The sequence below is a fragment of the Bacteroides sp. CAG:189 genome (genome assembly GCF_000432295.1).
Classification (GTDB): Bacteria; Bacteroidota; Bacteroidia; order Bacteroidales; family Bacteroidaceae; genus Bacteroides; species Bacteroides salyersiae.
Genome location: NZ_HF991073.1, coordinates 136,550 through 150,323 on the forward strand (window position 1 = coordinate 136,550; position 13,774 = coordinate 150,323).

Consider the following 13,774-nt stretch of genomic DNA (forward strand, 5'->3'; position numbering starts at 1 on the left):
GCATGCGGTGACTCAGCCCTACCTTTTCAAGTACTTCCTGTGCCAGGCGTTTACGCTCACTACTGTTCACATGGCGATAAAGCAACGGAAGCTCCACATTATCCAATACATTCAATGAATTTATCAGATGGAAAGACTGAAACACAAATCCCAAAGTCTTGTTGCGGAAAGCAGCCAACTCTTTATCTTTCATCCCTTCGGTACGGGTACCGTTGATCTCGATCGTACCGGTAGTCGGTGTATCGAGCAATCCCATAATATTCAGTAATGTAGATTTCCCACAACCGGAAGGGCCCATAATACTGAGGAACTCACCACGATCCACTGTCAAGTTCACGTTTTCAAGGGCTACCGTTTCAATCTCATTTGTACGGTAAACTTTAGAGAGCGAAGTCAATGTAATCATAACTTTTTGTATTTAATAGAATTTTCAATTTCGTATTTTATCACTAAAAGGATTTCAAATGATATGCCAAAAACATAAATTACTTATATTCTGAATATTAGCTAAAAACGTAGCTGTCCGAAAATGAACACTTTTCGCAAAGGCGGACTATTTACGGATATGAAAATGAACACAACGGCAAACTTTCATAAACAAATGCCAGCATACAGTCTCCCATACAAAAAGTACGGTCCGCTAAAAAGGAAAAAATCCTGTCTTTCTGCTATCGGGTATCTATCTCCGAAAATAAAATGAATGTGGAATTATTGATTATCCATGAGCAATAATTGGTTGCCATCCACTTACAACAGATATTACACACGCGATTAATATAAATCGGGTAATATTGCAAGAAAATAAAAAATAATCTCCAATCATTAACAAAACATGAGAAACATGATGAAAAACATTACTCTCAAACAAGTTTTACGTCAACATGCTCTACTGGGCTGCATAGCGTTACTCCCACTTTCGCCTGTATATTCACAGGCCGATAACCAACAAATCGCTTTTCCGGGTGCCGAAGGCTGGGGACGGTTTGCAACCGGCGGACGTACCACAGATCCCGCTATCGGAAGCAAAGTGTATTACGTAACAAGTCTCGATGATTATCTTTCGTCCGAAGAGCCTATAGAAGGGACACTCCGTTGGGCATTAACCACAGGAGACGATACGCCGCGAACCATCCTCTTCAAAGTGGGCGGCACTATCAATCTTAAAGAAAGATTGAAATGTCCGAGACCGAATGTGACCATTGCCGGACAATCGGCACCGGGTGGCGGCATCTGTATCTCCGGGGCAAATATTTATATCCACAGTAAAAACTTCATCGTACGTTACATCCGCTTCCGTGCAGGAGACCTGTCCGGCAGTAATTATTCGGCATTAGGTATAGAGAACACCGAAAATATAATCATCGATCATTGCTCTTTCAGTTGGTCGATGGAAGAAAACGTGACAATGTACGACAACAAATACACTACTATGCAATGGTGTATATTGAGCGAACCGCTCTATGTATCCAAGCATGATAAAGGTGCACGCGGATACGGTGCCCAATGGGGAGGTGAACACTCTACATTCCATCACAATCTGTTTGCACACTGCGTAGGACGTACTCCATTGGTAAACGGAGCACGTGATAAATCTGCCAGTGGGCACGATGCTTTCGTAGATACGGAAATCATCAATAACGTACACTTCAACTGGGGCAATAAAGGTGCCTTATATGGCGGACAATTACATTCCATCGTAGAGGGAGCTTATTCGCGTACCAACCTCATCAACAACTACTATAAGCCGGGACCGGCTACCAACACTTTTCAGGACCGTTGGTTCGCCGATTGTTCGCACGATGCTTCCAGCGCTACCGGCCTGGGAGAATGGTATATCGATGGCAACATGTTTGAAACAAATGAATATAAGAATGACAAAAACAAAGGAGACCATTCGAAGGTAAACGCCAACAACTGGATATATGCCGATGAAAACAACTCCAAAAAAGCCGTAAACTTGCGTGCCGGCATCGATAAAATAAATGAAATAAAACTCACGGCCCCATCAGCTAACAGTGAGTTGACCATCGAAACAGCAGAAGAGGCTTATCTTAAAGTTATCAAACAGGCAGGAGCACAACTTCCCAAACTGGACGAAGTGGATACGCGTATTCTCGCCGAAGCTGCCGGAGAATTAAAGCCGGTAGACAGAGGAGCGATAAAATGGAATAAAACAGAACCGGATCCCGGCAACATCAAATTTGTGGGTATGATCAATTCACAAGAAGACTTGAAGCCCGCCGATGCAGGCGACAACTGGACTCCCTGGCCGGACCTCACACCGAAAGCCGGTGAAACAGTTCCGACAGATACCGATGGTGACGGTATCCCCGACAATTGGGAAGAAGCCAACGGACTGGATAAAAACGATCCGGCAGACGGCGGCATTCTCACGGCTAACGGATATTCCAATCTGGAGAATTATCTGAACGGACTGGTCGGTGATACAGGCACTTCTATCGTACGTCCTTTCGTTACGGATCGTGAAGTAGCCGTTCTAAATATCACCGGCATGTCGGGTATACAAGTATATTCTTCGTATCCGCAGGTAAAGAAAAGCGAAATCAGCCTGCCGGCATTGCAACCGGGCATATACATCGTGACCTATATCCTGACCGACGGAAGCCGGCAAAATGAAAAAATCGTTATTACCTAATAAAACAGATAACCTGAGTTCGACATAAAACTTATCCTGCACGGCTTCCCCCTCTTTCCTGAAGAAGAAGAAGAAGCCATACAGCATGATTTTTACAGCGAGTGGAGGTTAAACAGAACTCTAATTTATAATAGATACTCAATGAAAACCAGTAAAACCATCTATCTTCTCATGTTGCTATTATGCCTGCCGGCATCTGTAGCAGCACAATTGCTTCCGGCTTTCCCGGGTGCCGAAGGACACGGCCGCTATACAACCGGTGGCCGGGGCGGCAACGTTTACCACGTGACAAACCTTGAAGACAGTGAGGCCAAAGGAACCCTCCGCCATGCTGTCAAGCAAAAGGGAGCACGCATCATTGTTTTCGATGTGGCAGGAACGATCTATCTGAAAAGCGATTTGAAAATCTCCAATGACTACATCACCATTGCGGGACAAACTGCTCCGGGACAAGGTATTTGCATTGCCGACTATCCCGTCATTATCTCAGCCAACGATGTTATCCTCCGCTATCTGCGTTTCCGCGTAGGTACTGAAAGCATAGCCAACGGCGGAGAGCCCGACGGACTCGGTGGTATGGACCGAAAGAACATCATTGTAGACCACTGCTCCATCAGTTGGTCGGTGGACGAATGCTTATCCGTATACGGCTCGGAAAACACCACTGTGCAATGGTGTATCGTATCCGAAAGTTTACGCAGTTCAGGACACAGCAAAGGAGTACATGGTTATGGCGGTAACTGGGGAGGTGCTCATGCTTCCTACCATCACAATCTGATGGCCCACCATGAAAGTCGTGTCCCCCGTCTCGGCCCGCGTCCCGGAACACAGGAACGTGAATATATGGATCTGCGCAATAATGTATTCTATAACTGGGCCGGCAACGGATGTTATGGCGGTGAAGGCATGAAAGTAAATATCGTGAACAATTACTATAAGCCGGGACCGGCTACTCCCAATAGCGCCGTACGTTACCGCATTGCCAAAATCGGTGTCAGAACAACCGCTTATTGTACCAATTCCGACGGTACTCCCAACGCATGGAAACCGATGGAACACGTATGGGGACAATTCTATGTAGATGGAAATGTGATAGAGGGAAACGCCAATGTCACCGCCGACAACTGGACAAAAGGCATCTACGAACAGATCAACAACAAAGAGTGTGACAATACATTCAACGATCAGGTAAAGGCAGAGATGAAACTGAGTGCGCCGCTCGAAACCGAATTTGTGACCACCCATACCGCAGAACAGGCTTTCAAGCAAGTCTTGCTTTATGCCGGATGTTCGAAAGAGAGAGACATCATTGACGAACGTATCGTTAAAGAGACAGAAACAGGTACGGCCACTTACAAGGGAAGTGTTTCATCGGATGCCTCCAAGAAACCGGGGCTCATCGACCGGCCTACCGACGTAATGCCCGCCGGAGCTTCCAGCCCTTGGCCTGAATTAAGTGATGGCGGCGTGACTGCCGACCAACTCAAAGATACGGACGGAGACGGTATGCCCGATGTATGGGAAACTGCCAATGGGCTGAATCCCAATGACTCCTCTGACGGAAAAACATCCACGCTTAGCAAAGAAGGTTACACCAATCTTGAAGTATATCTCAACAGCCTTGTTGCAGACATTACAGAAAAACAAAACCAAGAAGGCGATGACGGTGGCGATACCCCGGGGCTCATCAACGTAACTCCCTCTACCTTAAAAATCGTTTTCGATGCAGCAGCTGACGGAAGCGTATTACTGCTCGCCAACGGAGAATATACCGAAGCAATCGGTATCCCCGGAGGGCGCGCCATCACCCTGAAAGCGGCAGAAGAGGCTGCACCGGTATTGAAATTCAACAATGAGATCTCCGGAAAAAGCGAAAAGGACGGTAGTCTGGTCTTTGACGGATTGACAATCGAGCCGGCCAACGTGAACTACTTTATCAGTCTGAGTGAAGGTGCATACCTCCGGTCGTTGCAATTCAAAAACTGCCGTATCGAAACCTCCAAACGCGGACTGATGACGATAAGCGGTAAAGGCGTAAACGGAGAATTGATAATAGACAACTGCATTGTGCACCCCGACCAGGCAACAGGTTATAGTTACATCTACAACAATGGCGGAGCCACACAAAAAGTAGTGATCACTCATTCCACCTTTTACAACTATCCGCAAGAACATCTGTTTTGGACGCGTAACTACGGCGAAGCGCTCGATTTCACCTTTACCTTTGAAAACAATACCGTAAGCAGATGGTCCAAAGGCGGTAAAAGCAGCACCAACACATTCAATTTATGCAAGATAGAGGAAACGGCATTCAACGGTACTTATACATTCCGAAACAATCTGATAAACGGTGCTTATCCGGGAGCTGATTTTACGCCATCCGTACTCAACACTACAAGTAAAGGTGTCCTGCTCGCCGAGAAAAATCTCATTGCCGGCTTCGAAAGCTATCTTTGTGACAACATAGGGAATAAAACCGTCAATGACCTAACTTTAGGAGAAGGAGTCCTCTCCGGACTGACTACAATCGATTTTCCTGACGTGGACAACGGAGATTTCAGTATCGACAGTAATTCCCCTTTAGCCGGTGCAAGCACCACCGGAGGCGTTATCGGTGATCCACGCTGGCTGAAAGGAAGCGGAACCGGCATCGGAAACAAACCGGCAGATGAAATCACCGCTTATGTATCGGCCCATACAGTCTATGTAGAAGGAATCTCCGGGAACAGTTATATTGAAGTATACACCTATGCCGGAACAATGATCCGCAAACATGAAACATCCGGTACGGAAACCTCTTTCGATCTACCCTCGGGAAACTACATCGTGAGAATAGCTACCACAAATACGATAAGTATCCGAAAAATACTGGTACCTTAACCCCAAGCAGTATAACCGGCAAAGGCCTGTACTTACCATATAGAAAGTACAGGCCTTTGTTACTTTATAAGCTGAACAGACTAACGAGGATTCTGCTCCATATTCGGATTCGCATCTATCTCCGTCTGCGGAATAGGTAATGCTACCCTCGGATCAGACGGAGTAATAACCGCCGCATCAGCTACGGAAGCCAAATGCCAACCGCCTGTACGATTCACGGATAATCCGTTTCTCATGGCATCAAAAAAAGCGTGTCCCTCTCCTACCAGTTCTTTTCTGCGCTCTTTCAGAATACGCTCCAGACTTAATTCCGATTCTTTTACCGACTTCACGGGATTGGCACGACTTACTATCGCATTGAGGCAATCCAAAGAAAATTTCAGGTTTTCTGCTCCCCCTAACTTAAACGCTGCTTCAGCAGCATTCAGATAGACTTCGGAAAGACGAATAATGCAAATATCGTTGTCTTGCGGATTATCGCCCGTTTTACCCGGATATTTGTTCAGATACTTAGGATAACCGGTAGAGCCTTCGGGCAATATATCTTCATCCGGCTTTTGCGGCAGGCAGTTCAGTGCATGCCGCACATCATCGGGGTCTTCTCCCAGCAAATCGAGAAAAGCCTTGGTAAGCACCAGATTATTCCAGTCTTTCACATTATCGGCATAAACCATCGGAGCCCCTTCACCTCCGGTACCGCCATCAGGTTCCGAAAGAGTATAGTAAAACTCAAAGAGAGATTCCGAATTAAAATCTTTTCCCCATACGGTGGGATATTCATCGTGTGTGAACAGGTTGTACAATCCTCCGTTATTCATTACTTCTTTGGCCAGTTCGAGCGCCTTTTCATTATTATTCATGTAAAGGTAAACACGTGAAAGTAATGCCTTGACACTCCACACATTAAGATAACCATCTTTTTTGCCGGTAGACAATGCGGAAAGATCCAAAGCACCGGTCATATCGTCAATCACCTGCCGGTAACATTCGGCCACCGTATTACGGGAAGGCTGATGGGTAGGCAGCGTAGTTTCAGTCTCGATAGGCACTCCTAAAGACGCACCGTTGTTCAATGTATAAGGCATAGCAAACAGACGGGTAAGATCAAAAAGAGCCAATCCGCGCAAAGCCAACGCCTCGGCTTTGATACAATTGAGTTCAGTAACATTATCCGTGGCTACCGCACCGGATTCTATTCTCTCCAAAAGACTGTTTGCCTGATGAATCACGATATAAGGCTGATTCCATACACGTGTAATATTCAAGGCATCATCTGCCGTTACATTAAATTCATAATAAGGCGACACACGTTTGCCGGGCCCTTTACTGATACGCGCCTGGACATCTTCGCCCCGGCAATCGGCATAATAGAGATAGTTATCGCCATAATAGCTGTGCGAAGCTGCAATACGATAAATGCCGTTCAAAGCAATCTGTGCCTCTTCAAGCGTACGGATGGCTTGTTCGGAGGTAACGGAAGTGGACGGATTCAAATTCAGCCAATCGCCGGAACAGGAAGAATAAAAAAAGGATGTGGCCGCGAATATATATATAAATATACGTTTCATATATCTGAAAATTAATAAGAATTGAAAAAATCAGAAAGTTATCTCAACACCAAAATTAAAAGTACGCATAGCGGGAGCTTCACAGAATACCTCACCGTTAACCGGTACTTCAGGATCATACTGCTTCCACTTGGCCCACGTCAGCAGGTTACTGCCGGAGAAGTAGATACGTGCATTTTCTATCAGAGCTTTCCGCGTCCATTGTCCCGGCAACGTGAAACCGATTGTCAGATTCTTAAGCCGGATATGGTCAGTACTGTGAATATAGCGGGACGAGTTTTGCGGACCGGCGCTTTGCTCCAACACGAAACGGGGCACATCAGTTATATCTCCCGGTTTCTGCCAACGGTCTAAAGCATATACGGGCAAATTGTATGACTTCTCTTGACTGCCGTCAGTCTCTATCAGTGTACCTGTTTTATCGAAAGAATAACCGCCCAATGAATAGGTAAAGGTAAGTCCCAGATCAAACCATTTGTAAGAGATGATATTGGTGAATCCTCCCGAAATCTTCGGATCGGCAGATTTATACGGGATGGCTTGCGCCTTGGAAGCATCATCGGTCTTTTCTTTATTATAATTACCCTGTTCATCTTGCGTATTCAGATAATAAAGGGCTTTTCCGGTCATCGGATCTACTCCGGCAAACTCTTTCACATAGAAACTATTATAAGGAAGACCGATCTTATGGATAAACCAGGAACCCTCGATAGACTGTGTCATATCTCCATCCAGTGTCACGATCTTATTACGGTTGTGCGTCAGGTTCAAGACCGATGTCCAGTTAAAGTCCGGACTGGCAAAGTTGATGGTACGTAACTCGAATTCCACTCCTTTGTTGTTGAGCTGACCGATATTTGCCAGATAATTCAGGAAACCGGTGGTAGCACTGATAGGACGATTGTAAAGCAGGTCTTTGGTATCGCGGTTATAGTATTCGAGGCTCACAAAAATACGATTGATAAAAGCCAGATCAAGACCGATATTGAGATTGTAATTCTTTTCCCACTTCAAACCGGGATTGGCTTGTGCAGATTCATACGAGCCTGCGGCTCCCATATAATTCTGTCCGTAACTGTACAATCCCATATATCCGTAAAAAGCTCCCGGCTGATTACCATTGACACCATAGGAAGCCCGGATTTTCACATCATTCAATACCGGTTTCACAGCGTTCATAAAAGACTCATTGCTCAGATGCCACATACCGGAGACAGACCAGAAATCTCCCCAACGGCTTTCCGGTGCCAGACGTGAACTACCATCGCGACGGTAACTGCCGGCAATGTAGTAACGGTCATCATAATCATAATTCAAGCGGGAGAGGTAAGAAATCATTCTGTATGCCTGCGTAGAAGAAACAAAACTTTTCAATACGGCAGCATTATCCGGTTCGAGCAATACATCTGAGGGTAGTTTGGACTTCTCTCCCATCGCTTTATCGCTCTGATAGCTTTCCAGTTCATAAGCAGCCAGTACATCAAGATGATGTTTGGCGGCAAATGTACGGGTATAGTTTAATGAAGTAGACGACAATAGCTTACCATATTCGGTAAACCCCTTCGAAGTCTGGGCATCACTTCCGCTCTTCGGTCCTGCCCCACTAAGAGGATTCAGGTAACGGGAATCTTTCTGTACGGCATAATCATAGCTCAGGGTCTCTTTCAACTTCAATCCTTTAATGATATCTACAGAAGCGTATCCGGTAGAGAACATACGTGTTATACGGCTTCGGTTATAATCAGTACGGATGTCGCGAAGCGGATTCACATTGGTGCCGGCATAAGAGCCTACATAATTGCCAGAAGCATCGCGTACCGGCATGGAAGGCGTGGCAGATACCGCTACACAAAGAAACGGATTGATGTTGGAACCGCGCTCTTCATTCATCTCCTGATTCATCTGGGTGAACATCATATTCCCTCCTACTTCGGCCCGGCTACCTATCTTCTGCGTCATGTTCAGACGGGCGGAATAGCGATCCAGGCTGGAATTCTCCACTAATCCTTCCTGTCGGTTGAAACCAAGAGAAGCGTAGAAAGTAGTACGTTCATTTCCTCCCGAAGCAGAAACTTCGTAATTCTGATTATGGGCGGTACGAATCAATTCTTTCCGCCAATCAGTATATCCTAATTCCGGTATTCCTGCATACGTATCGATGTTGGCGTTGGCATACTCTTCGGGAGATTCTAATCCCTGATCTACAGCAGAATTATACAAACCTTCGTAAATCATCTCACGACGCTGTTCCCCATTCAATGTAGGACGGAAGTTGACGGCGGCATTAGAGAAACCTCCACTGGCACTCAAAGTAACTTTAGTACGTCCTGCCGCTCCTTTCTTTGTAGTAATCAGGATCACTCCATTCGCAGCACGCGATCCATAAAGAGAAGCGGCGGCGGCATCTTTTATCACTGTGATATTTTCAATATCAGCAGGATTAAGCGTGCTCATCACATTGGTTTTGGCATTATTCATATAAGCAGCATCAGCACCCGTACCGGCACCCATATTACCGGAAGTGACCGGTACGCCATCAATGACGAACAGAGGTTCGTTAGATGCATTGAACGACCCCATACCACGGATACGAATACTCTGATTGGCGCCCGGCTGGCCGGAACTGGAAGTGATGTTCACTCCCGTTGTCATTCCCTGCAATTTCTGTTCAACAGAAAGTACCGGCACGTTTTTCAGCATATCGGCCCGTAAAGTATTGGCCGAACCGGTAAAAGACGACTTTGAGAAATTACCATATCCTGTTACCACCACCTCGTCCAAACTCAGTGATTCGGGACGTAACTCCACATTCAATACTCCACTTTTCGGCACTCTTACCTCTATCGTTTTCATACCGACATAGGATACAACCAGAATTTTATCCGATGGCTCCACATGTAAGGTATAGCGACCATCCATATCCGTCACTACTCCCCGACTCGGTGCTCCTTTTACAGAAACGGTAGCCCCGATAAGTGGCTGTTTGTCGTCTGATGATGTCACCACACCTTTTATTTCCAATTGTTGTGCCTGAACATGTATACCACACAGGCAACTCAGTACAAACAATACTACTTTAAAGTTTCTCATTGGTTAATTATTTTAAATCTACAAACACCTATTTGCGCTTGTATACCTCAATAATTGTACCTTAAAGGCGTTGAAGAAACAAATTAATTCTAAACGTCAGTAAATAAAAACATTAATTATTCAAGGAAAACTAAGAAATGAAAAAAGGGCTGTAGATTCAGTCCACATATTTGTGGAATAATTCCACAGTCCATTAGAAAAAATACAGTTCAACTGTTACATCCTTAATAAAATATTATGTCTCTAATCGTTATTATAAGAAAATAAAAAATCAAACCTGTTACGTAACAGAAACCACATGGCAGGAGTCAACTCAACATTCAATCCCAAAGTGGAAGCAATACGATAAAAGGTAGAAACCTCAGGTTCTGTCTTTCCCGTTTCCACACGAGAAATATAAGATTTATTAGTTCCTATCTTTTCGGCAAGTTCTGCCTGTGTCATGTTTGCTTTCTTCCTTGCCTCTTCAATTATCTATCCGGTAAAGAAAGCATTCGCCCTATCTTCGGCAGCCTTACGCTCCGGAGTCCCTTCTTTGCCAAACACAGTATCCAACTGTACATCGACATCAGACATCTTTAGTTCTTTTTCGCTCATTATATTCTTTCTTTAGTTTTAATGCTTTATCAATTTCTCTATCTGGTGTTTTCTGCGCCTCTTTTTGAAAACCATTGAACAATACAACAATATGTTCCTCATCATAACAGAAAAAAATCCGATGGATATTATCTTACCACTCTATCCTTAACTCATATAAACCATCTTTGAAAAACTTCACGTACTTTGCCGGTAGTCTATCTTGAGTTTTTAATAAGAGTAATCCATATAGGACTTTTTCTTGCATATCTTTATCCAGAATATCAAAAAAAATCTTTATAGTAGTTTTTGTATGCTATTATCTTTCTGTTCATACAGCAAAGACAGAAGAAGTTTATCAATTGAGTAACTTTTTAATAAATATTTTAGAGCTATACACAAAAATAGCGGTAACTCCATTGGAACTACCGCCAAATATCCTATTTTTTTACATCAAAATTATATCCTCATATTTTTTTGATAAAGAAGCGTTTTAATGTCCTTTATTTCCGATTTGAAGGGAGCTTTATAATTATTCAAATTCTTTTGATCTCTTATTTATTATCCCCACTCCATATAAAAGGCACTTTCATTTTGGCAAGAAATATCCTCTATTTTAGCTTCAGTTTCGTTTTATTCTTATACTGGCTCATATCGCTCACTACCACCCGATCGCCCGGCTGCAATCCGCTCACCACCTCTACAAATTCAAAATTCGAATCACCCAACTGCACTTTACGTTTCACAATTTCATCATCCGATGTCATTACGAACAAATCATATTCACCACGTCCCACATAGTAAGAGGCATTGGCAATACGCATCACGTCTTCTTTCACAGCATTCATCACATATACATCCGTCTTCAGTCCCGAACGCAAACGGCGGTTATTGTCATCCATCAATTGTACAGAGAAAGAGATTACCCCGTTTTTAGACAAGGGAGTCACACTGCTGACCACTCCTTCCAGCTTTTCCGTACCGATTTTCACGATCGCTTTTCCACCGGCAGCCACACGGTCACCATAAGTATCCGCTATTTCACCCTCTACCTTGAAATGACTTAAATCGGAAATAATAGCTACCTGACCACCTTGAGGAACCTGAGCACCCACTTGATTATTAATATAAGTGAGAATGGCCTTACGCGGTGAACGAATCTGCGCATCATCCAATGTACGTTTCATCTCGGCAAGATTCTTCCGGAAAATGTTGAAATCGAGTTCCTGCACTTTCAACTCGGCGGCAGCAACTTCCTTTTCATTATCATACTGTTGTTTGAGCTGTTCATATTCGAGTTGGGCTACATTATAACTCAGTTCAGCCTGACGTACTTTATCGGTAGTACCGGCACCCAGGCTATCCAGATAATGTTCGTTGCGAAGCTCTACCTTCATCCGGTTCAACTTCATGGCAGACACTTTAATCTGCATAGCCATATCAGAAAGTTTCGTCTGGTTATTGACACGAAGCTGCTCCAATTTATAACGTCTCATCTCTTCTTCATCGAGCAGTTTTTTATACTCCGTTTCCGTACTTTGCAAATCGAGCTTCAAAATCGGTGTTCCCACATCCACACTGTCACCACCACGACGATAGACTTCAACAATACGGCTATTGATGGGAGACGTGATAATCTCTTCGAAAGCAGGTGCCACCTTCCCCGATGCACTGACACTGACTTCAATCGTTCCTTGATCAACGACAGAGAGTATAATGTCTTTTTTCTTCACTCCCGTACGCATCAGGGAAATCAGAATACTGATAACCACAACAATCGTGACAGCAATAGCTGAAAAACGGATAATCTTTTTATTACGCTCTTTCTTGCGTATCTCTTTGGGAATTTCTCTGTCCATCTTATATTTATTTAGGAATTATGATTTATGAATAATGGCTTATAAATCATCAGTCATCATTCGCTATCAGGGATACCAAATCCGTGCCAAATTCATAATCATCTGAAAACAAGATAAAAAAGAAAAAGACAGGATGTTCGTTTTCGAACACCCTGTACGAATTTAGAGAATCATAAGGCATAAATAACCGACTATCTCAACCTTAAACGGTCACCAACTTCCGGAATATAATCACCGTCTTTCCGGTTCATTTTATAAAGATTCTTCAAACGAATACCGTATTTCTGCGAAATGGTATGCATCGAGTCTCCATCCTTCACTATATATACATTATACTGCTTCGGAGCCTTTTTCTTTTTCGCCTTCAAATAGATAATATCCCCCTGTGTCAGCGTATAATCGCGCTGCAGATCATTGTATTTTACCAGTTTCTTCCAACTGATCCCGAACTCATCACCCAGTTCTTTAAAAGTATCGCCGCTACGGGCAACCACATAAGCAATATCATTGGCGATGTATACCGGATGCGGATTCAGCAACCACGGGTGCTTTCTTAATTTCCGTTTTGAGTAGACTCCCTGAGCATCATATTTATACAAATCATAATCTTCGATAATCGTAATCAAACGATTAGCATAGGAAGGATCTGTGGCATAACCGGCTTTCTTCAATCCGCGTGCCCACCCTTTATAATCGGTTATGTCGAGTTTAAAAAGAAAGGCATAACGAGCCCCCCGGGTAAGAAACGTAGAATGATCTTCATAAGAATCCCTCGGATTTTTGTAAGCGCGAAAACATTCCTGACGGGCATCATCGTCGTGTCGCACCGTACGGCCTTTCCAACTTCCCCCACACTTGATACCAAAATGATTGTTACTCTTACGTGCCAACTCACTCATTCCCGCACCGCTCTCGAGCAACCCTTGTGCCAACGTGATGCTGGCAGGAATTTTGTGTTCTTTCATCTGCTCTATGGCAAGATCCTTGTATTTATCGATATAAGTCACATAACGTGAGTTCCGGCGTTGAGCCTGTGCACCCACAGAGCAAACAAGCACAATAGTCACTACAATAAGTCTGAGAAGTCTTTTGTCCATTTTATAAATAGATAATGTGAGTTAAATGCCACAAAAATCATAAAAATA

At 44.1% G+C, this 13,774-nt stretch carries 7 protein-coding genes and 2 pseudogenes; 2 read left to right on the top strand and 7 right to left on the bottom strand.

All coding sequences use genetic code 11. The features are described from left to right. Nucleotides 1-406, bottom strand: a 406-nt coding sequence (locus tag QVP90_RS10750; protein WP_288204297.1) for an ABC transporter ATP-binding protein, incomplete at its 3' end; no start/stop codon positions are given. Between the two features lie 435 nt (nt 407-841). On the opposite strand from QVP90_RS10750, the gene QVP90_RS10755 reads away from it, so the two are divergent. Together QVP90_RS10755 and QVP90_RS19885 are read left to right on the top strand one after the other, a co-directional pair. After that, on the top strand, nt 842-2,656 hold the full coding sequence (locus tag QVP90_RS10755) for a hypothetical protein (RefSeq protein ID WP_007481729.1): 1,815 nt from the start codon (nt 842-844) through the stop codon (nt 2,654-2,656). Between the two features lie 171 nt (nt 2,657-2,827). Continuing rightward, nucleotides 2,828-5,536, top strand: a complete 2,709-nt coding sequence (locus tag QVP90_RS19885; RefSeq protein WP_021936409.1) for a DUF4957 domain-containing protein — start codon at nt 2,828-2,830, stop codon at nt 5,534-5,536. 80 nt (nt 5,537-5,616) lie between these two features. Here QVP90_RS19885 and QVP90_RS10770 read toward each other — a convergent pair whose 3' ends face one another. The 6 genes and pseudogenes from QVP90_RS10770 to QVP90_RS10800 form a co-directional block, all read right to left on the bottom strand. Further along, nucleotides 5,617-7,104, bottom strand: a complete 1,488-nt coding sequence (locus QVP90_RS10770; RefSeq protein ID WP_005930356.1) for a RagB/SusD family nutrient uptake outer membrane protein — start codon at nt 7,102-7,104, stop codon at nt 5,617-5,619. Between the two features lie 30 nt (nt 7,105-7,134). Further along, the gene (locus tag QVP90_RS10775; RefSeq protein WP_005930354.1) at nt 7,135-10,194 is read right to left on the bottom strand and encodes a SusC/RagA family TonB-linked outer membrane protein; all 3,060 of its coding nucleotides are present in this window, start codon (nt 10,192-10,194) and stop codon (nt 7,135-7,137) included. Between the two features lie 243 nt (nt 10,195-10,437). Beyond that, a pseudogene (locus QVP90_RS10780) lies at nt 10,438-10,791 on the bottom strand (helix-turn-helix domain-containing protein). Continuing rightward, a pseudogene (locus tag QVP90_RS10790) lies at nt 10,763-11,105 on the bottom strand (type II toxin-antitoxin system RelE/ParE family toxin). The pseudogenes QVP90_RS10780 and QVP90_RS10790 overlap by 29 nt, the downstream one beginning before the upstream one ends. A 276-nt stretch (nt 11,106-11,381) precedes the next feature. Beyond that, nucleotides 11,382-12,629 carry an efflux RND transporter periplasmic adaptor subunit gene (locus QVP90_RS10795; protein WP_007481718.1) on the bottom strand — a complete coding sequence of 416 codons (1,248 nt, stop codon included), beginning with the start codon at nt 12,627-12,629 and terminating at the stop codon, nt 11,382-11,384. A 191-nt stretch (nt 12,630-12,820) separates the two neighbouring features. Beyond that, the gene (locus tag QVP90_RS10800) at nt 12,821-13,726 is read right to left on the bottom strand and encodes a glucosaminidase domain-containing protein (protein ID WP_005930347.1); all 906 of its coding nucleotides are present in this window, start codon (nt 13,724-13,726) and stop codon (nt 12,821-12,823) included. Nucleotides 13,727-13,774 lie beyond the last annotated feature (48 nt).

Bases quoted from the DNA above. Each gene is read 5' to 3' on its own strand.
- QVP90_RS10755 (WP_007481729.1), top strand. From the start codon at position 842: ATGATGAAAAACATTACTCTCAAACAAGTTTTACGTCAACATGCTCTA.
- QVP90_RS19885 (WP_021936409.1), top strand. From the start codon at position 2,828: ATGTTGCTATTATGCCTGCCGGCATCTGTAGCAGCACAATTGCTTCCG.
- QVP90_RS10770 (WP_005930356.1), bottom strand. From the start codon at position 7,104: ATGAAACGTATATTTATATATATATTCGCGGCCACATCCTTTTTTTAT.
- QVP90_RS10775 (WP_005930354.1), bottom strand. From the start codon at position 10,194: ATGAGAAACTTTAAAGTAGTATTGTTTGTACTGAGTTGCCTGTGTGGT.
- QVP90_RS10795 (WP_007481718.1), bottom strand. From the start codon at position 12,629: ATGGACAGAGAAATTCCCAAAGAGATACGCAAGAAAGAGCGTAATAAA.
- QVP90_RS10800 (WP_005930347.1), bottom strand. From the start codon at position 13,726: ATGGACAAAAGACTTCTCAGACTTATTGTAGTGACTATTGTGCTTGTT.